The following is a 20,941-nucleotide window of genomic DNA, read 5'->3' as shown; positions in this document are numbered from 1 at the left end:
ACACGCCGATGGATCGTCCTGAATTCTGCAAAACGTCCTGAATTGTGCAAACCCCAATGGCGGGACGGGAGGAGGGCAGGGCGAAGCACTCAGGGGGTGGGGAGGAGCTCCAGCTGCGAGCGGATCTCGTCCGCACTGCGGAACGTGGCGCCGACGAGGGCGACGTGCTTCCAGCGGATAACTGCGTCGGCGTCGATGATGAAGACCGAACGACGCAGGCCGAGCCCCGGCATCCCCACGCCGTACGCGTCAACGACGGCACCGCCCGTGTCGGCGAGGAGCGGGAACGAGAGCCGCTCCTTCCTCGCGAAATGCTCATGGCTGTCCACATCCTGCAGGCTGATGCCCCACACCGTGGCGCCGAGCTCGCTGAACGCACCGAGCTCCGACTGGTACGAGCAGAGCTGAGCGGTGCAGACCGACGTCTCGTCGCCAGGGTAGAAGACGAGTACGACGGGGTGTCCGCGCTCTGCCGACAGGACGAAGTCCCGTCGTTCCGCCTCGTCTCCCGTGACGGTGATGCCGGGCAGGGTGAAGTCGGGGGCGATGTCGCCCACCTGTGCTTTTTTGGCCATGATCAGACCATACGCCCGCCGCCGCATCGGCCGTCCTCCAAGCCGGAGAACGGCCGTCCTCGAGACCGGACAAACAGTGGCATCGTGCAATCACCCGGCATACTGGGGCGATGGACGTCGCCGAGGACACCGCCCCTTCCCGCAGCCCCGGTTCGCGGACGTCCAGATTCGGCTCGCGGAAAACGGTCGCCAACCTCGTCATCGTCGGTGTCGCGCTCGTCGTGGTCGCTGTCGTCTGGATCGTTTCGGTCACGATGCGCTCGGACCACCCGACGACCGTCACTGGCGTGCAGGACGAGGTCACCTCCGTCCTCGACGACCTGCAGGCGTCGGTCCCCGCCGCGGCGCGTTTCGACGTCATCGAGGATGTCGACAGCACCACGTGCCCGGAGGGCGGCGGAACGATGTTCGCCTACGAGCGGAGGATCGCGACCGAACCCACCTTCGATCGCTTCGCGTGGATGACGGAGCTGTCGAACCGGTACACGGCCGAGGACGGTTGGAACGTCACGCTCAAGCCGCTCAGCTCCCGCGAGAGCGTCAAGCTGAAACTCGTCGACCGCGCGCTCATGATCTGGGAGGTCACCTCCGGCGAATCCCCTCAGCTCATTCTGCGCGCGACGACCCGATGCGCGACGGAGTGAGCAGACCTGCGCCCGCCCGCGGGACCCTCAGGGCTTCACCGGCACGAACAGCCCCGGCCACCACGCCGCTGCGAGCGGGTACCCGACGAACGAGACGATGTCGATGATCGCGTGCGCGACGACGAGCGGCATCACGCGGCCCCAGCGCTGGTAGCACCAGCCGAACACGACGCCCATCGCGACGTTCCCGAAGAACGGTCCGATGCCCTGGTAGAGGTGGTAGCTGCCGCGCAGGACGCTCGTCGACAGGATGATCGTCCAGGTGTTCCAGCCGATCTCCCGCAGCTTGGCGAAGAGGTAGCCGACGACGATGACCTCCTCCTGGAGACCGGCGCGGATCGCTGAGAACACCAGGATGGGCACCGTCCACCAGTAGGTGTCGAGCGGGGCCGGGACGACGGCGACCGTCAGTCCGAGTGCACGGCCGAGCGCGTACACCCCGATGCCGGGGATCCCGATGACCGCGAAGAGCAGGAGACCGCGACCGAAGTCGCGTCCGGGGGAGCGGAGGTCGAGTCCGATGCGCGCGAAGCCCGACCGCGCCGGCTGCCACAGCAGATAGATGACGAGCGCGACGGGGACCAACTGGAAGAAGAGGCCGAGGAACTGGTAGGTGAAGTCGAGCCATTCACGCGTCGACTGCGACTGGTTGATGGCCGCGGACTGATCGGACAGCTTCGTGTCGAGCGTGAGCTTCGCGATGATGCTCACGATCGAGTAGACCGCGGACGCCCCGAGGCTCAGCCCGAGCACGATGCCGATCTCCCACCACCGGCGACGATTGGACTCCGGGGAGCCGGTCGGCGGTGGGACGGAGATGGGTGCGGTCACCGGTCCATTGTCGCCTTATCAGATGAAAGCTGCACGAACGACGACCGGAGGCCCGAACGGATACGATCCATATCCCGATGCTGGGAGTCCGATGCATCACTCTTGCGAGCTGCATCGATCCGTTGCGTGGAGGAGTGGATACGTGCACTGAAACCACGCCAGAAGCAATAATCCGTCACTTCGGTTACCGGTATGTAACGTTTGCGGCGTGAGTTTGCTCTTCGTCCTTCGACTTCTTATCGTCAGAGTATTCAAGAAGCGAATTCTGCGCGAACAACGCGCCGTTTTCGCTTGCCCTTTCCAAGAGGAGGAACTGTGAAGTTCAGTCGGTTCGGCTACGTCGCCACCGCCGCCATCGCAGTTGGAGCACTCGCCCTCACTGGCTGCGCCAGTGGCGGATCCACCGAGAGCTCCAGCAGCAATGCAAAGGCCATCATCACCACGAACGGCTCTGAGCCCGAGAGTGGACTCATCCCCAGCGACACCAACGAAGTCGGTGGCGGCAAGATCCTCGACGAGATCTTCGCCGGTCTCGTGTACTACGACGCGAAGGGCAAGCCGGTCAACGACCTTGCCGAGTCGATCGACACGGACGACTCGATCAACTTCACGATCAAGATCAAGTCGGGTCAGAAGTTCACCAACGGTGACCCGGTCGACGCAGCATCGTTCGTGAACGCATGGCAGGACGCAGCGCTCCTCTCGAACGCTCGCAAGAACGCCTCGTTCTTCTCGAACATCGAGGGCTACAGCGAAGAAGCGGACAGCCCCCTCACCGGCCTCAAGGTCGTCGACGACAACACGTTCACGGTGAAGCTCACCTCCGCGGTGTCCGACTTCCCGCTGCGCCTCGGCTACTCGTCCTTCTACCCGCTGCCCAAGTCGGCGTTCGACGCCAACGGCAAGGTCACGGCCGAGTTCGGCCAGGACCCGATCGGCAACGGCCCGTACAAGCTCGACGGCGGTTCCAAGGCCTGGAAGCACAACGAGTCCATCGCCCTCGTCAAGAACGACGAGTACAAGGGTGGCCGCGAGCCGAAGAACGGTGGCGTGACGATCAACTTCTACGCCAGCTTCGACGCTGCGTACGCCGACCTCCTCGGTGGCAACCTCGACGTCCTGGACCAGATCCCGGACTCGGCCGTCTCGACGTTCAAGGACGACCTGGGCGACCGTGCGGTCAACCAGCCGGCCGCGATCTTCCAGTCGTTCACGATCCCGGCCCGCCTCCCGCACTTCAGCGGTGAGGAAGGCCAGCTCCGTCGTGCCGCGATCTCGCACGCGATCAACCGCAAGCAGATCACCGACGTCATCTTCGACGGCACGCGTACGCCTGCTTCGGACTTCACCTCGCCCGTCATCGACGGCTTCTCGAAGGACATCAAGGGCTCCGACGTCCTGACCTTCGACGAGAAGAAGGCCAAGGAACTGTGGGCTCAGGCCGACGCCATCTCCCCGTGGAGCGGCTCGTTCCAGATCGCGTACAACGCTGACGGCCCCCACCAGGGCTGGGTCGACGCTGTGACCAACAGCATCAAGAACGTCCTCGGCATCGACTCGTCCGGTGTGCCGGTCGCCGTCTTCGGCGACTTCCGCTCCAGCATCACGACGCGCCAGATCCAGACCGCGTTCCGCAGTGGATGGCAGGCCGACTACCCCGGTCTGTACAACTTCCTCGCACCGCTGTACTCGACGGGCGCGAGCTCGAACGACGGCGACTACTCGAACCCCGACTTCGACGCACTGCTCGCCAAGGGTGCAAGCGAATCCGACCTGACGGCTGCCAACAAGGAGTTCCAGGACGCACAGGAGATCCTGTTCAAGGACCTCCCCGCGATCCCGCTCTGGTACCAGAACGTGAGCGGTGGATTCGGCGAGAAGGTCAAGAACGTTCAGTTCGGTTGGAACTCCGTGCCGCTGTACTACGAGATCACCAAGTAATCTTGTAGAGGCATAGCTGGGTGGGCCCGAGAGGGCCCACCCAGTTCCACGAGTTCAGGAGTCCCACTTTGGGCAGTTACATTCTGCGTCGTATCCTGCAGGCCATCCCGGTTCTGCTCGGTACCACGTTCCTCATCTATTTCATGGTGTTCGCCCTTCCGGGCGACCCGATCCTCGCGCTCTTCGGCGACAAGACGCCGAGCCCGGCGCTCATCGCTCAGCTTCGTGCGCAATACAACCTGGACCAGCCCTTCCTCGTCCAGTACTTCCTGTACCTCGGCGGTATCTTCCGCGGAGACCTGGGTGTTTCCTTCTCAGGCCAGGAAGTCAGCACGATCCTCGCGCAGACGTTCCCCGTCACGCTCAGACTGGCCATCCTCGCCGTGTTCTTCGAAATGGTGGCCGGCATCACGATCGGCCTCATCTCGGGCCTGCGCAAGGGCGGCATCTTCGACGCTTCGTTCCTCGTCGTCAGCCTGATCCTCATCTCGCTGCCCGTGTTCGTCATCGCGTTCATCGGACAGTTCTTCTTCGGCATCCAGTTGGGCTGGTTCCGGGCCACCGTCGGTCCAGGCGCCCCCATCCAGGACTTGATACTCCCGGCGCTCGTGTTGGCCACGATCAGCTTCGCGCAGATCGTCCGGCTCACGCGTGGCTCGGTCGTGGAGACGCAGTCGCTCGACTTCGTCCGCACGGCCTACGCCAAGGGCCTCAGCCGCAACCGCATCATCCCGGTGCACATCCTGCGCAACTCCCTCATCCCCGTGGTCACGTACCTCGCGGTCGACTTCGGCGTCCTCATCGTGGGCGCCACCGTCACGGAGGGCATCTTCAACGTGCCCGGTGTGGGACGCACGCTCTACCAAGCGATCATCCGCGGTGAAGGACCGACCGTCGTGTCGTTCGTGACCGTGATGGTGCTCGTCTACCTCCTCGTCAACTTGCTCATCGACTTGTTGTACGCCGTGCTCGACCCGAGGATCCGCTATGTCAAGTGATGGTCAGGACCGGCCGGTGAAGCGTTCTTCAACGCATTTCGTCGCGCCGCTCGAAGAAACTCCGCTCGCCGTCATCGACGCCGTCAAGGTCGATGACAAGCCGAGCAACCTGTGGACGGACGCGTGGGCGTACATGCGCCGCCAGCCGATGTTCTGGATCTCGGCGGTGCTCATCCTGCTCGTCGTCGTCGTGTCGCTCGTCCCCGGCCTGTTCGCACACGCCGACCCGCGCAGCTGCTCGCTCGACAACAGCCTGGGCGACCCGAGCTCCGGTCACATCCTCGGCTTCACGAAGCAGGGCTGCGACATCTACTCTCGTGTCATCTTCGGTGCTTCCACGTCGCTTGCGGTCGGCATCATCGTGACCGTCATCGTCGCGTCGCTCGGCATCGTCTTCGGCGCCTTCGCCGGCTTCTACGGCGGCTGGGTCGACTCCGTGCTCTCCCGCATCGGCGACATCTTCTTCTCGATCCCCTACATCCTCGCCGCCGTGGTCATCATGTCCGCGCTCGCGAAGTACCGGAGCGTGTGGACGATTTCGTTGGCCATCGGGTTGTTCGCGTGGCCGTCGGTCGCTCGTATCCTCCGCGCCGAGATCCTCCGAGTGAAGAACGCGGACTACGTGCAGGCGTCGATCGCCCTGGGCGTCTCGCGCTTCCGCATCCTGCTCCGCCACGTGCTGCCGAACGCGATCGCGCCGGTCATCGTGGTCATCACGATCTCGCTCGCATCCGCGATCGTCGCAGAGGCGACCCTGTCGTTCCTCGGCGTCGGACTCGGTTCGGACGTGATCTCGTGGGGCAACGACATCTCGCAAGCCCAGAAGGACCTGCGGACCGCTCCGCAGGTGCTGATCTACCCGTCCATCGCGCTGTCACTCACCGTGCTCAGCTTCATCCTGATGGGTGAGGTCGTCCGCGACGCACTCGACCCGAAGGCGAGGGCGCTCCGTTGAGCGAAACGTTGAACACCGCACCCAACGGCACGCAGCCGCTGCTCGAGATCAAGGGCCTCGAGGTCTCGTTCAAGACGCAGAGCGGGCTGGTCAAGGCCGTCCGGTCCATCGACTTCGAGATCGCCCCCGGCGAAACCGTCGCGATCGTCGGCGAGTCCGGTTCCGGCAAGTCGACGACGGCCCACGCCGTCATCAACCTGCTCCCCGGCACGGGCAAGATCACGGCCGGTCAGGTCCTCTTCGAGGGACGCGACCTGTCGAAGCTGAGCCGCAAGGAGATCGAGGACGTCCGCGGACGCCTCATCGGCTTCGTTCCGCAGGACCCGATGTCGAACCTCAACCCGGTCTGGAACATCGGTTTCCAGGTGGAGGAGGCGATCCGTGCGAACGGCGTCGCCACCGGCAAGAAGGCCGTCCGGGCTCGTGCGATCCAGGTGCTCAAGGAGGCGGGGCTCTCCGATGCCGACCGCCGCCTGAAGCAGTTCCCGCACCAGTTCTCCGGCGGCATGCGCCAGCGTGTGCTCATCGGCATCGGGCTCTCGTCCACGCCGAAGCTGCTCATCGCCGACGAGCCGACCTCCGCGCTCGACGTCACCGTCCAGCGGAAGATCCTCGACCACCTCGAGACCCTGACCCGCAACAGCGGCACGGCGCTGCTCTTCATCACGCACGACCTCGGCCTCGCGGCCGAGCGCGCTGAAAAGCTCATCGTCATGTACAAGGGCCAGATCGTCGAAGCCGGTCCGTCGGTGGAGATCCTGCAGAACCCGGTGCACCCGTACACGCAGCGTCTCGTGGCAGCCGCCCCGAGCCTCGCGTCCAGGCGCATCCAGTCCGCTTCGCAGGACCTCACGCACCTGGACTACGCGGCGTCCAAGGTGACCGAGGGCGTCGACCTCATCGCAGCGGCGGAGGCGCGCGCGGAAGCGAGTGCTGCTCTGGCAGGCGAGGAGTCCGCCATCGTCGTCAAGGACCTGACGAAGGTCTACAAGATCCGCGGGCAGAAGGGGCTCTCCGGCGATCTCAAGGCCGTGGACGGCGTCTCGTTCGAGATTCCCAAGGGCACCACCATGGCGCTCGTGGGCGAGTCCGGTTCCGGCAAGTCGACCGTCGCCAAGCTGCTCCTGCAGCTGGAGACGCCCACGTCCGGCAACATCCGCATCGGCGGACGCGAGATGGAAGGCCTCGATCGCAAGGGACTCCTGGCGCTGCGCCGCAAGATGCAGCCCGTGTTCCAGGACCCGTACGGCTCGCTCGACCCGCTGCGCAACATCGGGAACACGATCTCCGAGCCGCTCGTCACGCACAAGGTCGGCGACAAGGCCAGCCGCCGTGCGCGCGTGCTCGAGCTGCTGGACCAGGTCTCGCTCCCGGAGACGGTCGCGACCCGCTACCCGAACGAGCTGTCGGGCGGCCAGCGTCAGCGCATCGCCATCGCTCGCGCTCTTGCGCTCAAGCCGGAGATCGTCGTCCTCGATGAAGCCGTCTCGGCACTCGACGTGCTCGTGCAGGCGCAGATCCTGCAGTTGCTCGCCGACCTCCAGTCGGAGCTGCAGCTCACGTACCTCTTCATCACGCACGACCTCGCGGTCGTCCGGGTGATCGCGGACAACGTGGCCGTTATGCAGAAGGGCAAGATCGTGGAGGCCGCTTCCACGGACTCCGTGTTCGACAACCCGCAGCAGCAGTACACGCGGGAACTGCTTGACGCCATCCCGGGCGCCGGCATCGAGCTGGCGCTGTAGCGCTCAGTTCACCAGGCGGCTAAGCGTGCGGCGTCCTCCTTCGGGAGGGCGCCGCTTCGCTGTTCCCGCCGCCGCTTCGCCCGGTCCCTGAGCGTGTCGCACCCGGTCCCTGAGCGTGCCGCACCCGGTCCCTGAGCGTGTCGCACCCGGTCCCTGAGCGTGTCGAAGGGCTCCACCGATCGCGCACTTCGACAGGCTCAGTGACCGGGATTGCCGGTGACCGGGAACGTCAGTGACCGGGAACGCGAACATCAGCCGAGGAGGATGGACGCAACGCCCCACGCAGCCAGCGCGAGCGTGACCGCGACCGCCGGGATGTCGAGACGTGTCACCATGTCGTTCGGGCCGTCGGGCGTCACCTCGCCCCACTGCTCATGAGCCTGCTCGATGAGCCGTGCAGCGGGAACCGCCTGCGCGGCGTCCCCACGACCGCCGTCGCGGACCCCGGAGGCACGGTCCTGGTGATCGACGCCCTGACGACGACGCGAGGAATCGCCGAGGATCGAGGGGCGGTCGAGTCCCACGGACGGGGCGCCCCAGCTCACGATGCGGCGACCGTCGTCGAGGATGACGGAGAGCTGGAATCGGCTCGTGATGGAGTCGACGCGAGTCCACGGGATCTCGTGCACCCGCCCGATGTTGACGATCGAGAGCTTCGCTGGTTCGACGACGACGCACGGGCGGACGAGGACGACGTAGACGACCCAGACCGCGAGCAGCTCCCAGGGGAGCGCGGCGAGGGCGAAGGTCCACGCACCGCGGCTGACGGCGTCGACGATGAAGAAGAGGACGAGCGCGGCCGTCACCCCGAGGATCCAGTACCCGCCCGTCGCTCGCAGGGTCACTCGTCGTCGTGGTTCGGCAGATGCGTTGTTCACACCGTCCATCCTCTCAGCCTCGAACGGATCGTGCGGGCCGATGTGGATTCCATCCGCCCGCACGACGCCCGTGAGTGCTCGCCACTCCCTCGCTCAGGCCGGGACGAGGCGGTCGCTCTCCGCGTGATGGCAGGCCACCAACCGACCGTCGAGCGGCCGTTCCTGGGGATCGTCCTGCTGGCAGATCGCCTGCTTCTCCGGCGGGAGCAGCTGGTAGAGGGGGCACCTCGTGCGGAAATTGCATCCCGTGATGTCGTCCGTGGGGGAGGGCAGGTCGCCGTTCAGGAGGATGCGACGGCGCGAGCTCTCGAGGACGGGGTCCGGCACGGGCACCGCGGACAGCAGCGCCTGCGTGTACGGGTGCTTCGGCCGCTCGAAGATCTCCTGGGCCGGACCGTACTCGACGATGCGCCCGAGGTACATGACCGCGACGTCGTCGGCGATGTGCCGGACGACCGCGAGATCGTGCGCCACGAAGAGATAGGAGAGTCCGAGCCGTTCCTTGAGGTCCTCGAGGAGGTTGATGACACCGGCCTGCACGGAGACGTCGAGCGCCGACACCGGTTCATCGAGCACGAGGATCTTCGGCTCGACGACGAGGGCTCGGGCGATGCCGATGCGCTGCCGTTGCCCCCCGGAGAACTCGTGCGGGTACCGGCCGGCGTACGTCGGTTCGAGGCCGACGAGCTCCAGCATGTCTGCCACCTTGCGGCTGATGTCCGCTTTCGAGGTGCCGAGGACGGTCAACGGCTCCCCGATGATGTCCTCGATCGTCATGCGGGGATCGAGCGATGCCATGGGGTCCTGGAACACGACCTGGATGTCGCCGCGCATCTTCTTGCGATCGCGATTGGAGAGCGTGGAGGTATCGACCCCGTTGACCCGGATGCTGCCGGATTGGGCGCCTGCGAGTTCGAGGATCTCCATGATGGTCGTCGTCTTGCCGCAGCCGGACTCTCCGACGAGACCGAGGGTGCGGCCGCGGTCGACGGTGAAGGAGATGCCGTCCACTGCGCGAACCGTGCCGATCACCCGCCGGAAGACGGCTCCCTTCGTGAGCGGGAAGGTGCGCTTGAGGTCGCGCACATCGAGGACCGTGACGGGCTCGACCTCGGCGACCTCGTCCTCCGGCACGGGTTCGGGACGAGGGAAGATGTCGGAGCGGAGCAGCTCGCCGCTCGCGATCTCGTCGGCTCGGATGCACGCTGCGACACGGTCGGCGCCCAGCGCGTCGTGGACCGGGGCGAGCGCCGGCTCGCCGTCGAGGCACGCGGCGACCGCCGCAGGGCAGCGGGGGGCGAACGGGCAGCCGGTGGGGACGACGGTGAGGAGCGGCGGCCGGCCCTCGAGCGGGACCAGGCGGTCCTGCTGGGAGACGGCCATGTTCGGCATCGACCGGAGGAGCCCGATCGTGTACGGCATCATCGGTTCACGGAAGAGTGGGACGACGGGAGCCGTTTCGACGATGCGCCCCGCGTACATCACCGCCACACGGTCCGCGTTGCCGGCGACGACGCCGAGGTCGTGGGTGATGAGGACCACCGCGGCGCCCGTGATGTCCTTCGCCTCCTGGAGGACGTCGAGGATCTGCGCCTGGATGGTGACGTCGAGCGCGGTCGTCGGTTCGTCGGCGATGATGAGCTGCGGGTCGTTCGCGATCGCGATGGCGATCATCGCCCGCTGCCGCATGCCGCCGGAGAACTCGTGGGGGAAGGCCTTCGCCCGCCGCTCGGGGTTCGGGATGCCGACGATGCGGAGGAGCTCGACGGCACGAGCTTCGGCAGCGCGCTGCGAGAGCTTGGCGTCGTGGAGACGCAGGCCCTCGGCGATCTGCTGCCCGATCGTGTACACGGGGGTGAGCGCCGAGAGCGGGTCCTGGAAGATCATCGCGATCTCGCTGCCGCGGACCTTGGAGAGCTGGCGGTCGTCCTGGCCGAGGAGTTCCTGGCCGTTGAAGCGCACGCTGCCCTCGATCTGCGCGTTGGTGGGCAGGAGGCCCATCACCGCCATTGACGAGACGCTCTTGCCGGATCCGGACTCGCCGACGATGCCGAGGAACTCGCCCCTCGCCACCTCGTACGAGATGTTGCGGACGGCATGCACGGGGGTGCCGTTGTTCGGGAAGGTGACGCTGAGGTCGCGGACGGAGAGCAGCGGCTCGGGACGGAGGGCGCCGGTGCCCGTCGAACCCGCGTCGAGCGGGCGCACGTTCGCGCCGCCGAGGTCGAGCGGTCCGGTGGTGGGTCGTTCAGTCACGGTTCGCTCCTGAGGTCGGGTCGATAGCATCTCGGAGCGCGTCGCCGAGGAGGCTCGACGCGAGGACGGTGATCACGAGGATGGCGGCGGGGAAGACGAAGAGCCACGGCCGGGTGACGGCCGCCCCGCTGTTGAGGGCGAGCAGCGTGCCGAGCGACACGTCGGGCGCCTGGACGCCGAAGCCGAAGAAGCTCAGTGTCGTCTCGGACAGGATGGCCGCTCCGATGCCGAGGGTCGCGTCGATGATGAGGAGCGAGGCGACGTTCGGCAGGATGTGCCGACGGACGATCGTGAACCCGGGCACGCCCATGAAGCGCGCCGCTTTCACGTACTCGCGTTCGCGCAGCGACATCGTCTGTCCTCTGATCACCCTTGCGAGCACCATCCAGCCGAAGATCGCGAGGAACACCACGAGGGCGATCCAGGAGAGCGACCGGAAGATCGGGCTGATGAGGACGAGCAGGTAGAGGGCCGGGATGACGAGGAGGAGATCGATGATCCACACGATCGCCTTGTCCCAGAGTCCGCCGACGTAGCCGGCGACGGCTCCGACGACACCGGCGATGAGTGCAGCACCCGGTCCGACGATGAGGCCGATGACGAGCGACTTCTGCAGTCCGACGAGCGTCTGCGCGTACACGTCCTGGCCGATGTTGTTCGTTCCGAACCAGTGCGACAGCGAGGGCGGCTGACTGAAGGCGAGACCGTCCTGATCGGTGAACGACCACGGGTAGAGGAGCGGGCCGATGAACGACCACAGGATGATGAAGAGGAGGACGCCGCCGCCGATGCGGGCGCGTTTGGTCGCGAGGACCTTGCGGAAGATCGTCCGTCCGCGCGACTGCGGCCGGCGCGGCGCGCCCTGCATGGTCTCGGGCTCGCCGACGGTCGTGATGGTGGGATCGGTCACGGACATGGTCACACCCGCACTCTCGGGTCGAGGGCCGCGTAGATCACGTCGGAGAGCGTTCCGGCGATGAGCACGAGGATGGAGGTGAAGAGGATGGTTCCGGAGGCCGCGTTGATGTCGGCGTTCGAGACGCTCGTGAAGAGGTACTCGCCCATGCCGTGCCAGCTGAAGACGTTCTCCGTGACGCTCGCTCCGGTGAGGATCAGTCCGAAGGAGTACGCGAAGAAGGTCGACATGGGGATGAGGGCGACGCGGACGCCGTGGCGGATGATCGCGGACCCGCGGGTGCGACCCTTGGAGCGGGCGGTCCGGATGTAGTCGGCGCTCATGACGTCGAGCATCGCGCTGCGCTGGTACCGCGAGTAGGTGGCGACGGCGCCGAGCACGAGGGTGATCGTGGGGAGGAGCAGGTGGATCAGCCGGTCGCCGAACAGGGTCCAGAACCCGCCCTGCAGGCCAGCCGTGTACTCGCCCGTGAAGTTGATGAGGTTGGTGCCAACCGCCTGGTTGAGCGCGGTCGCCCCGATCATGAGCAGGATGCCGAGCACGAACACGGGCATCGCGAGGATCGTGAACGACGCGTAGGTGATGACCTGGTCGCTCGTCTTGTACTGGCGCACGGCGCCCCAGACGCCGAGCGCCACACCGATGACGGCGCCGAGGACCGTGCCGATGATGAGCAGGCGGAGGCTCGTGCCCGAGCGTTCGATGATGTCGGCCGTGACCTGCGTTCCGCGGGTGCTGATCCCGAGGGATCCGGTCGTGACGAATTGGACGACCCAGTCCCACATCCGCTCGAGGATGGGGACGTTGGGATTCACGCCCATCTTGTCGAGTGCCGCGTCGATCGACGCTTGGGGGATGGGTGGGTTCTTGCCGAGGAATCGTGCCGAGGGTTGGAGGGTCGCGCTGACGAGGATGTACCCCAGCATGGTGGCGATGGCGCTGAGGAAGACATAGTTCACCAGCCGCCGCGCAATGAATCCGATCATGTACCAGCCTTGCGATGTTGTGTGCGGAACGTCGTTGTGTCCACATCAAAGTTCCCGTTGTGCGGGGTGCAGACACTGTAACCCCACAGTTGTCCGGAACGGAAAACGAGGGGTGTGTCAAGGAAACGAAACGTATGTTTCCGTCATGTTGTCGATGGAAACCGGAACGGTAACGATCCTGCGACGCCCTTGACTCGGTCTGAGCGCTTGATGTCATGATGTATTACGCATCTGTACCTCATGTTCATCAAGCATAGTGCGCAGATGCCTGACGAAAGGAAGACGCTCGATGAGAATCATTCAACGACGACGATTGCTCATCGCCGGGCTCGCGATCGCGGCCCTGGCGCTGACGGCCTGTTCGGGTGGGACGGGAGGCGGTGGCCCTGACGCCACGGACTCCTCCGCGCTCCCGGGGACTGGGTGGACGAGGGCGGATCGCGCCGACGTATCCGACGGCGGTTCGCTCAACCTGGCGATCGACGCAGTTCCGGCCAACTGGAACCTCCGCAACCTCGATTCGGGTGTCGCGGACGACCAGTTCCTCAGTAATCTGTTCCTCGCGAACTACGTCTCGAACACCGAGGACGGCGGCTGGGAGGCCAACCCGGACTACGCGGAGTCGATCGAGCTGACGAGCGAGGACCCGCAGACGGTCGAGATCCGGATCAACCCGAAGGCGGTCTGGTCGGACGGAACGCCCATGGGCGTCGCCGACTTCGTGTCCACGTGGACGTCGCTCAACGGGACGAACGAGGCGTACGCGCCCACGGCGACGAATATCTGGAAGGACGTCGCATCGGTCGAGGCCGGGGACGACGACCAGCACGTCGTCATCACCTTCGCGCACAAGAACGCCGACTGGCCGCTCATGCTCACGAACATCTGGCCGGCGTGGTTGGGGGACACCCCAGAGCACTTCAACTCCTTGTGGGCGACGGGGCCGTTCGCGGCGGACGGCGCCACGTACGTGTCCGGCGGGCCGTTCATCCTGTCGAAGTTCGACCAGACCGGCGCCGTCGTGAACTTCGTGCCGAATCCGGCCTGGTGGGGTGAGAAGCCCAAACTGGATGCGCTGAACTTCCGGCAGGTCTCCCGCGCGGGCCTCGCGCAGGCGTTCGCCAACCAGGAGATCGACGTGATCAACATCGGCACGACGGTCGACAGCTACACGACCGCCAAGTCGAGGAACGACGCCGAGATCCAGCGTTCGCTCGGCACGATCTGGAGTCACATCACGCTCAACGGGCGCTCTGAGGTGTTCAGCGATGTCCAGGTGCGACAGGCGTTCGCGAAGTCACTCAATCGCGACGTGCTCGCCCAGGCCAGGCTCGGCGCCGTCGACGCCCCCATCCAGCTGCTCGACAATCTCATCCTGCTTCCCGGACAGGACGGGTACACCGACGACGCCTCGAAGGTGCTCGGCTTCGACCTCGATGGGGCGAAGCAGCTGCTCGACGACGCGGGCTGGAAAGCCGGCGAAGACGGCATCCGCGAGCGGAACGGCGCATCGCTGACGGTTCGCTTCGTCATCACGGCGGACAACCCCGTGAGCGCCGAGACGGCTCAGCAGGTGCAGGCGCAGGTGAAGGAGGCGGGGTTCGACCTCACGATCGACACGGTGCCATCGGCCGACTTCTTCACGAAGTACGTCTCCACCGAGACCCGCGACTTCGATGCGGTGCCGTTCAGCTGGGTGGGTACCGCGTTCCCGATCTCGGACGCGGAGTCGCTCTTCTCCCCGGCGGACTCCGGGCAGAACTACCCGGGCGTGACCGATGACGACCTGCCCGCCCTCTGGAAGGAAGCGAACGCGGAACTCGATCCGCAGAAGCGGCTGAAGATCGTGCAGCAGCTCGACGAGAAGGTCGTCGCGCTCGCCGGGACGCTCCCGCTCTACCCGGTTCCACTCACCTACGGTGTCAAGGCCGGGCTCGTGAACTACGGTCCGACCCAGTTCGAGACGATCGACTGGACCGCGGTCGGCTGGAAGCAGTAGTCGCGACCGCGACGCCACACCCGCTCCGACGGGCGCGAACGACATCCGTCGGACGTGCCCGCCGGAGCGTTCTGCTGTGACGCGGAGAAATCGAAACGGTAACGATCCGACACCCGTTGGGGTGTCACGGACATCCGGGTGCAGGATGGTGCACATTGAACTTGCGCTACGTATGTCGTCTGCACTGGGTGATATCTGTAGCGCATTCCGATGTCACGAAAGGGTGGACCTCTATGAGATCCAAGAGAACACGCGGGATGATCCTCGCCACCGTCTCGATCGCAGCACTCGCGTTGACGGCCTGCACAGGCGGCGGTTCGACCGGGGGATCACCGTCCTCCGCATCGGCCGATCTTCCCGGCACCGGTTGGACCAGGGCTGACGCCGGCGATGTCGCCGACGGCGGTTCGCTGAAGCTCGCGGTCGACGCGATCCCGGCCAACTGGAACCTCTACAACCTCGATTCCGGAACGGTCGACGACCAGTTCCTCACCAACATCTACACGGCCGCCTACGTCAACATCAAGGAAGACGGCACCTGGGAAGCCAACAAGGACTTCGCGGAGTCCGTCGAGCTGAAGAGCGACGACCCGCAGGTCGTCGAGATCAAGATCAACCCCAAGGCGGTGTGGTCGGATGGCACGCCCATGAGCGTCGACGACTTCATCTCCTCCTGGAAGTCGCTCAACGGCGTCGACCCCGCCTACGCGCCGACCGCCACGAACGTCTGGAAGGACATCTCCTCGGTCGAGGCGGGCGACGGTCCGCAGGACGTCCTCATGACGTTCGCGAACAAGAACGCCGACTGGCCGTCCATCCTCCAGAACATCTGGCCCAAGTGGCTGGGTGACACTCCCGAGCACTTCAACACGCTCTGGGCCAAGGGGCCGTTCGCGGCGGACGGAACCACCTACGTGTCCGGCGGACCGTACATCGTGTCGAAGATCGACCAGACGGGCGCCGTCGTCACCTTCGAGCCGAACCCCAAGTGGTGGGGCGACAAGCCGAAGCTCGACTCGATCATCTTCAAGCAGGTCTCCCGTGCGGGTCTCGCGCAGGCCTTCGCCAACAGCGAGCTCGACGTCTTCAGCATCGGTACCAACTCCGACAACTACCAGACGGCGCAGAAGCGCAGCGATGCCGAGATCCAGCGCTCACGCGGAACGATCTACAGCCACGTGACGCTCAACGGCACGACCGACATCCTCAGCGACGTCAACGTCCGCCAGGCGTTCGCGAAGTCGCTCAACCGCGACGTGCTCGCCCAGGCCCGCCTGAGCGGCATCGACGCGCCCGTGCAACTGCTGAACAACCTCATCTTCCTGCCCGGCCAGGACGGCTACGAGGACGACGCTTCGAAGGTCATCGGCTACGACCTCGACGGCGCCAAGAAGCAGCTCGACGAAGCCGGCTGGAAGGAGGGCAGCGGAGGAATCCGTGAGAAGGACGGCAAGAAGTTGTCCGTGCGCTACGTCATCGACTCCGACAACCCCGTTTCCGCCGAGACCTCGCAGCAGATCCAGGCGCAGGCGAAGGAAGCCGGCTTCGACGTGAAGATCGACACCGTCCCGTCCGACGACTTCTTCACGAAGTACGTCACGACCGAGACGCGCGACTTCGATGCCGTGAGCTTCTCCTGGCAGGGCACCGCGTTCCCGATCTCGAGCACCGAATCGATCTTCTACCCGGCCGACTCCGGACAGAACTTCCCCGGCGTGACCGACGACAGCCTCGGTGACCTGTGGGCGAAGGCCAACGCCGAGCTCGACCCGGCCAAGCGACTCGACATCGCGAAGGACATCGACAAGAAGATCGTCGCCCTCGCCACGACGATCCCGCTCTTCCCGGTGCCGTTCACCTACGGCGTCAAGACGGGCCTCGTCAACTACGGTCCGACGCAGTTCGAGACGATCGACTGGCAGCACGTGGGCTGGAAGAAGTAACCGAACCGCACGCAGGGGAGCGGCCGCGAGCTCGTCAGCCCGCGGCCGCTCCTTGCCGTCCACCCACCGTCCACACCCCGTTCGCCACGCCGCTCAGAAGGCGTGCAGCAAGCCTGGGGTATGATGGTCCGTCGGCTACATCTAGCCGAAACCCCAAGACACCGAAGGAAGCCAACGCTTTATGGCGCTCGCCACTCGTACCGATCTGCGCAACGTCGCGATCGTGGCCCACGTTGACCACGGTAAGACCACCCTCGTCGACGCCATGCTGCGGCAGACCAACTCATTCGCCGAACACGCCCACCTCGAAGAACGCGCCATGGACTCGAACGAGCTCGAGCGCGAAAAGGGCATCACGATCCTCGCCAAGAACACGGCGATCTCGTACAAGGGCGAACACGCCACTGACGGCCCCATCACGATCAACGTCATCGACACCCCCGGCCACGCCGACTTCGGTGGCGAGGTCGAGCGCGGCCTGTCCATGGTCGACGGCGTCGTCCTGCTCGTCGACGCGTCCGAGGGTCCGCTCCCGCAGACGCGCTTCGTGCTCCGCAAGGCCCTCGAAGCCAAGCTCCCCGTCATCCTGCTGGTCAACAAGACCGACCGCCCCGACGCCCGCATCGACGAGGTCGTGGTCGAAAGCCAGGACCTCCTGATCGGTCTCGCGAGCGACATGGCCGACGACTTCCCCGACCTCGACCTCGACGCCGTCCTCGACGTGCCCGTCGTCTACGCGTCCGGCAAGGCCGGCCGCGCGTCGTCCAACAAGCCCGAGAACGGCGAACTGCCCGACAGCGAGAACCTCGAACCCCTGTTCGCGGCCATCCTCGAGCACATCCCGGCTCCGCAGTACGACGACGAGCACCCCCTGCAGGCGCACGTCACCAACCTCGACGCCTCGCCGTTCCTCGGTCGCCTCGCGCTGCTCCGCATCTTCAACGGCACGCTCAAGAAGGGCCAGACGGTCGCTTGGGTCCGTGCCGACGGCGATGTGCACAACGTGCGCGTCACCGAGCTCATGATCACGAAGGCGCTCGACCGCTACCCGGCCGAGAGCGCCGGCCCCGGTGACATCGTCGCCGTCGCAGGTTTCGCCGACATCATGATCGGCGACACACTCGCCGACCCAGAGGACGTCCGCGCGCTGCCGGCCATCTCGGTCGACGACCCGGCCATCTCGATGACCATCGGTACCAACACCTCGCCGCTCATGGGCAAGGTCAAGGGTCACAAGCTCACGGCTCGGATGGTCAAGGACCGTCTCGACCGCGAGCTCATCGGCAACGTCTCGCTCAAGGTCCTCGACATCGGTCGTCCGGACGCGTGGGAGGTGCAGGGCCGAGGAGAACTCGCGCTCGCCATCCTCGTCGAGCAGATGCGTCGCGAGGGCTTCGAGCTCACCGTCGGCAAGCCGCAGGTGGTCACGAAGCGCATCGACGGCAAGATCCACGAGCCGTACGAGCACCTCACGATCGATGCTCCCGAGGAGCACCTCGGCGCGATCACGCAGCTCCTCGCCGCTCGCAAGGGCCGCATGGAGAACATGTCGAACCACGGCACCGGCTGGGTCCGCATGGAGTTCATCGTCCCGTCGCGTGGACTCATCGGGTTCCGTTCCGAGTTCCTGACCGCCACGCGCGGCACGGGCATCGCCAACGCGCTCGCGCACGGCTACGGCGAGTGGGCCGGCGCGATCGTCACCCGCAACAACGGTTCGATCGTCGCCGACCGCACCGGTGTGGTCACGCCGTTCGCCATCATCGCTCTGCAGGAGCGCATGTCCTTCTTCGTGCAGCCCACGGAAGAGGTCTACGAGGGCATGGTCATCGGCGAGAACTCGCGCAACGACGACATGGACGTGAACATCACCAAGGAGAAGAAGCTGACCAACATGCGTCAGTCCTCCGCCGACAACTTCGAGTCGATGACGCCCCCGCGCGTCCTCACGCTCGAGGAGAGCCTCGAATTCGCTCGCGAAGACGAGTGCGTCGAGGTCACGCCGGACAACGTGCGCATCCGCAAGGTCGAGCTCGACGGCCAGGCTCGCGCCCGCAACACCTCGCGGCTGAAGAAGCAGTCGGAGTAGTCCTCCCGCTGCAGTCGCTCACGATGCCCCGCCCTCTTCGGATGGCGGGGCATCGTCGTTCCCGCGTGCTTCGCGTGCAGTGTTCGATGTTCACAACTCAGGCGCTGTGCGGCGTGTCGGCCGCGACACACGGCACGTCGGCCCCGACACGCCCGAACGCTCCTGAGTTGTGAACACCGAGCGTCGTGCGTTGCGACGATGCCACGTCCAGGTGATGCCGCGTCGCGCGCGGTACTCTGGAGGCATGCGACGCTCTGTGATCCTGACTCTGTCCGCCGCCGCCCTGCTCGTTCCGGCCCTCGCCGGCTGCAGCGCGATCGAGTCCTCCGTCCGAGACGGTGTGGAGCAGGCGATCACCGATGCGAGCGGCGGCAAGCTCGACGTCAACCTCAAGGAGGGCGTGCCGGAGGGCTTCCCGTCCGATGTCGTTCCGCTCGTCGAGGGATCGACCGTCGGTGCGCTGTCGCAGATCGGCGGCAAGGATGTGTGGGTCATCACGGTTCAGACGCCGAACAGTGGTTCTGCTGCGCGCGACGCGCTCGTCGCGGCCGGCTTCGCCGTCGACGCCGAGGCTTCGACGGGGGAGGGCTCACTCGTGACGTTGTCCTCTGACGCCTACGACGTCAAGGTCGTCGTGACGGCCGAGTCCGTCCTCTACACGGTCTCCGCCCGCTAGCCTCCAGCCACAGGCCAGCTCCGGCCTTCCGCGAGCGCTCTTGAGCGCCGCCCAGCCGTCGGGTCCGTCCAGCCGACCGCGCCGCATCGCCATTCCGTGTTCACAACTCAGGAGCGTCTCGGCGTGTCGATGGCGCAGTGCGGCGCCTCGCGGGCGACACGCCGCACGTCTCCTGAGTTGTGAACACACCGGTGCGGCAAAGAGCGATGTCGCCGGTCGGGCGATGAAGGACGGGCGGCTCGGAGAAGCAGCCCGGATGAGGCTAGGAGAAGAGGGTCTCGCCGACGTAGCCGTTCTTCGTGGCGCCCGGAGGGACCGCGAAGATGCCGGAGCCGACGTGCTTGATGTACTCGTTGAGCGCATCGGTCGCCAGGGAACGCTGGATGTCGATGAACTGCTGCGGCGACCGCTGGTACGAGATGAAGAACAGGCCTGCGTTCAACCGTCCAAGCTGGTCGTTGCCGTCCACGAAGTTGTAGCCGCGGCGCAGGAGTTTCGCCCCACCCGTGACGCTCGAGTGGGCCAGCCGCACATGCGCATCCTTGTCGATGAGCGGATCACCCGTCGCGCCCTTCGTCTGGAAGTCCGGCTCGGTGAACTCGGTTCCGCCGGAGAGCGGAGCGCCCGCGCCCTTGCTCCGGCCGATGACGCGCTCCTGTTCCTGGAGCTGTGAGCGGTCCCAGGTCTCGATGATCATGCGGATCTTGCGCACGACGAGGTACGAGCCGCCCGCGAGCCACTTCGCTCCGTCGTCGGGGTGGACCCAGACCTGGCCGTCGACCGTCGTCGTCTCCTCCGACTTGATGTTCGCGGTGCCGTCCTTGAACCCGAAGAGGTTGCGCGGCGTCGTCTGCGACGTCGACGTTGAGGACGTTCGACCGAAGCCGAGCTGGGACCAGCGGATGGAAGCGCGACCGAAGGCGATGCGGCTGAGGTTGCGGATCGCGTGCACCGCGACCTGCGGGTCGTCGGCGCACGCCTGGATGCAGAGGTCACCGCCGCTCAGCCCGGCCTGGAGGTTGTCGCCCGTGAACCGGGGCAGCTTCTCGAGCAGGTCCGGACGTTTCGAGGCGATGCCGAAGCGGTCCGCGCCGTCCTCGTTCGTGAAGAGCGTCGGGCCGAAGCCGATGGTGATCGTGAGGCCGCTCGCAGGGAGCCCGAGTGCTTCGCCGGTGTCGTCCGGGGGAGCGAGGGGCGAGCCGTCGATGGCGCCGGACTCGCTCACTTCCAGGCCGCGTGTCAACCGGTCCGCGGCGAAGGACCAGTCTTTGAGGAGCTCGATCAGATCGTCGCGGGTGGCGCTGTCGGAGACGTCGTAGGCGGCGAAGTGCAAGCGGTCCTGTGCGGGGGTGGTGATGCCGCTCTGGTGCTCTCCGGCGAACGGGAAGACCGTGGAGGCGTCGATGCCGCTACCGCCGCCGGCCATGGCGGTCGCGATGGCTGCTCCTGCGCCGCCGCCGACCGCGAGGCCCGCCGCGCCGACGCCGGCGAGTCCGAACAGACCACGCC

16 protein-coding genes are annotated in these 20,941 nt (G+C 66.0%); 9 read left to right on the top strand and 7 right to left on the bottom strand.

Features of this window, described 5'->3' with window-relative positions; translation table 11 throughout:
• Positions 1-89: 89 nt before the first annotated feature.
• Positions 90-575, bottom strand: coding sequence for a peroxiredoxin (locus ACQ3HB_RS08265; RefSeq protein WP_430919451.1), 486 nt, complete (start codon positions 573-575; stop codon positions 90-92).
• Positions 576-685: 110 nt separating this feature from the next.
• Here ACQ3HB_RS08265 and ACQ3HB_RS08260 point away from each other — a divergent pair, with 110 nt between their 5' ends.
• Complete coding sequence (locus ACQ3HB_RS08260) at positions 686-1,219, top strand: hypothetical protein (RefSeq protein ID WP_430919450.1); 534 nt, start codon at positions 686-688, stop codon at positions 1,217-1,219.
• A 27-nt stretch (positions 1,220-1,246) separates the two neighbouring features.
• On the opposite strand, the gene ACQ3HB_RS08255 is transcribed toward ACQ3HB_RS08260, so the two are convergent.
• On the bottom strand, positions 1,247-2,050 hold the full coding sequence (locus ACQ3HB_RS08255; protein WP_430919449.1) for a CPBP family intramembrane glutamic endopeptidase: 804 nt from the start codon (positions 2,048-2,050) through the stop codon (positions 1,247-1,249).
• 315 nt (positions 2,051-2,365) lie between these two features.
• Here ACQ3HB_RS08255 and ACQ3HB_RS08250 point away from each other — a divergent pair, with 315 nt between their 5' ends.
• The 4 genes from ACQ3HB_RS08250 (at position 2,366) to ACQ3HB_RS08235 (ending at position 7,689) form a co-directional block, all read left to right on the top strand.
• Positions 2,366-3,991 carry a peptide ABC transporter substrate-binding protein gene (locus ACQ3HB_RS08250; RefSeq protein ID WP_430919447.1) on the top strand — a complete coding sequence of 542 codons (1,626 nt, stop codon included), beginning with the start codon at positions 2,366-2,368 and terminating at the stop codon, positions 3,989-3,991.
• A 68-nt stretch (positions 3,992-4,059) separates the two neighbouring features.
• Positions 4,060-4,989, top strand: a complete 930-nt coding sequence (locus tag ACQ3HB_RS08245; RefSeq protein ID WP_430919445.1) for an ABC transporter permease — start codon at positions 4,060-4,062, stop codon at positions 4,987-4,989.
• Positions 4,979-5,944, top strand: coding sequence for an ABC transporter permease (locus tag ACQ3HB_RS08240; RefSeq protein WP_430919444.1), 966 nt, complete (start codon positions 4,979-4,981; stop codon positions 5,942-5,944). Before ACQ3HB_RS08245 ends, ACQ3HB_RS08240 begins: the two co-directional genes overlap by 11 nt.
• Entirely contained in the window at positions 5,941-7,689 is a 1,749-nt protein-coding gene (locus ACQ3HB_RS08235; RefSeq protein WP_430919442.1) for a dipeptide ABC transporter ATP-binding protein, read from the top strand. Before ACQ3HB_RS08240 ends, ACQ3HB_RS08235 begins: the two co-directional genes overlap by 4 nt.
• A 251-nt stretch (positions 7,690-7,940) precedes the next feature.
• Here ACQ3HB_RS08235 and ACQ3HB_RS08230 read toward each other — a convergent pair whose 3' ends face one another.
• From ACQ3HB_RS08230 to ACQ3HB_RS08215, 4 genes are all read right to left on the bottom strand, one after another.
• Positions 7,941-8,567, bottom strand: a complete 627-nt coding sequence (locus tag ACQ3HB_RS08230) for a hypothetical protein (RefSeq protein ID WP_430919441.1) — start codon at positions 8,565-8,567, stop codon at positions 7,941-7,943.
• A 93-nt stretch (positions 8,568-8,660) separates the two neighbouring features.
• A complete protein-coding gene (locus ACQ3HB_RS08225) occupies positions 8,661-10,775 on the bottom strand; it encodes an ABC transporter ATP-binding protein (protein ID WP_430919765.1) in 2,115 nt (704 codons plus the stop codon).
• Between the two features lie 40 nt (positions 10,776-10,815).
• Entirely contained in the window at positions 10,816-11,739 is a 924-nt protein-coding gene (locus tag ACQ3HB_RS08220) for an ABC transporter permease (protein ID WP_430919764.1), read from the bottom strand.
• Between the two features lie 2 nt (positions 11,740-11,741).
• Entirely contained in the window at positions 11,742-12,725 is a 984-nt protein-coding gene (locus ACQ3HB_RS08215; RefSeq protein ID WP_430919439.1) for an ABC transporter permease, read from the bottom strand.
• Between the two features lie 289 nt (positions 12,726-13,014).
• On the opposite strand from ACQ3HB_RS08215, the gene ACQ3HB_RS08210 reads away from it, so the two are divergent.
• The 4 genes from ACQ3HB_RS08210 to ACQ3HB_RS08195 all read left to right on the top strand — a co-directional run bounded on the left by ACQ3HB_RS08210 (position 13,015) and on the right by ACQ3HB_RS08195 (position 19,432).
• Positions 13,015-14,724, top strand: a complete 1,710-nt coding sequence (locus tag ACQ3HB_RS08210) for an ABC transporter family substrate-binding protein (protein WP_430919437.1) — start codon at positions 13,015-13,017, stop codon at positions 14,722-14,724.
• Between the two features lie 233 nt (positions 14,725-14,957).
• On the top strand, positions 14,958-16,667 hold the full coding sequence (locus ACQ3HB_RS08205) for an ABC transporter family substrate-binding protein (RefSeq protein WP_430919435.1): 1,710 nt from the start codon (positions 14,958-14,960) through the stop codon (positions 16,665-16,667).
• Between the two features lie 181 nt (positions 16,668-16,848).
• A complete protein-coding gene (typA, locus tag ACQ3HB_RS08200; RefSeq protein ID WP_430919433.1) occupies positions 16,849-18,756 on the top strand; it encodes a translational GTPase TypA in 1,908 nt (635 codons plus the stop codon).
• A 244-nt stretch (positions 18,757-19,000) separates the two neighbouring features.
• Positions 19,001-19,432 (top strand): hypothetical protein, encoded by a 432-nt coding sequence (locus ACQ3HB_RS08195; protein WP_430919432.1) that lies wholly within the window; start codon positions 19,001-19,003, stop codon positions 19,430-19,432.
• A 262-nt stretch (positions 19,433-19,694) separates the two neighbouring features.
• On the opposite strand, the gene efeB is transcribed toward ACQ3HB_RS08195, so the two are convergent.
• Positions 19,695-20,941: iron uptake transporter deferrochelatase/peroxidase subunit (efeB, locus tag ACQ3HB_RS08190; RefSeq protein ID WP_430919430.1), on the bottom strand; the 1,247-nt coding region annotated here is incomplete at its 5' end.

It is taken from the genome of Plantibacter lichenum, assembly GCF_050587525.1.
Lineage (GTDB): Bacteria > Actinomycetota > Actinomycetes > Actinomycetales > Microbacteriaceae > Plantibacter.
The sequence above is the reverse complement of the archived record's forward strand: the minus strand, read 5'-3'. Positions and strand labels throughout refer to the sequence as shown.

What these genes read in the sequence shown, in the direction of transcription:
- ACQ3HB_RS08240 (WP_430919444.1), top strand. Translation starts at nt 4,979, where the DNA reads ATGTCAAGTGATGGTCAGGACCGGCCGGTGAAGCGTTCTTCAACGCAT.
- ACQ3HB_RS08195 (WP_430919432.1), top strand. Translation starts at nt 19,001, where the DNA reads ATGCGACGCTCTGTGATCCTGACTCTGTCCGCCGCCGCCCTGCTCGTT.
- typA (WP_430919433.1), top strand. Translation starts at nt 16,849, where the DNA reads ATGGCGCTCGCCACTCGTACCGATCTGCGCAACGTCGCGATCGTGGCC.
- ACQ3HB_RS08260 (WP_430919450.1), top strand. Translation starts at nt 686, where the DNA reads ATGGACGTCGCCGAGGACACCGCCCCTTCCCGCAGCCCCGGTTCGCGG.
- ACQ3HB_RS08265 (WP_430919451.1), bottom strand. Translation starts at nt 575, where the DNA reads ATGGCCAAAAAAGCACAGGTGGGCGACATCGCCCCCGACTTCACCCTG.
- ACQ3HB_RS08215 (WP_430919439.1), bottom strand. Translation starts at nt 12,725, where the DNA reads ATGATCGGATTCATTGCGCGGCGGCTGGTGAACTATGTCTTCCTCAGC.
- ACQ3HB_RS08220 (WP_430919764.1), bottom strand. Translation starts at nt 11,739, where the DNA reads ATGTCCGTGACCGATCCCACCATCACGACCGTCGGCGAGCCCGAGACC.
- ACQ3HB_RS08205 (WP_430919435.1), top strand. Translation starts at nt 14,958, where the DNA reads ATGAGATCCAAGAGAACACGCGGGATGATCCTCGCCACCGTCTCGATC.
- ACQ3HB_RS08210 (WP_430919437.1), top strand. Translation starts at nt 13,015, where the DNA reads ATGAGAATCATTCAACGACGACGATTGCTCATCGCCGGGCTCGCGATC.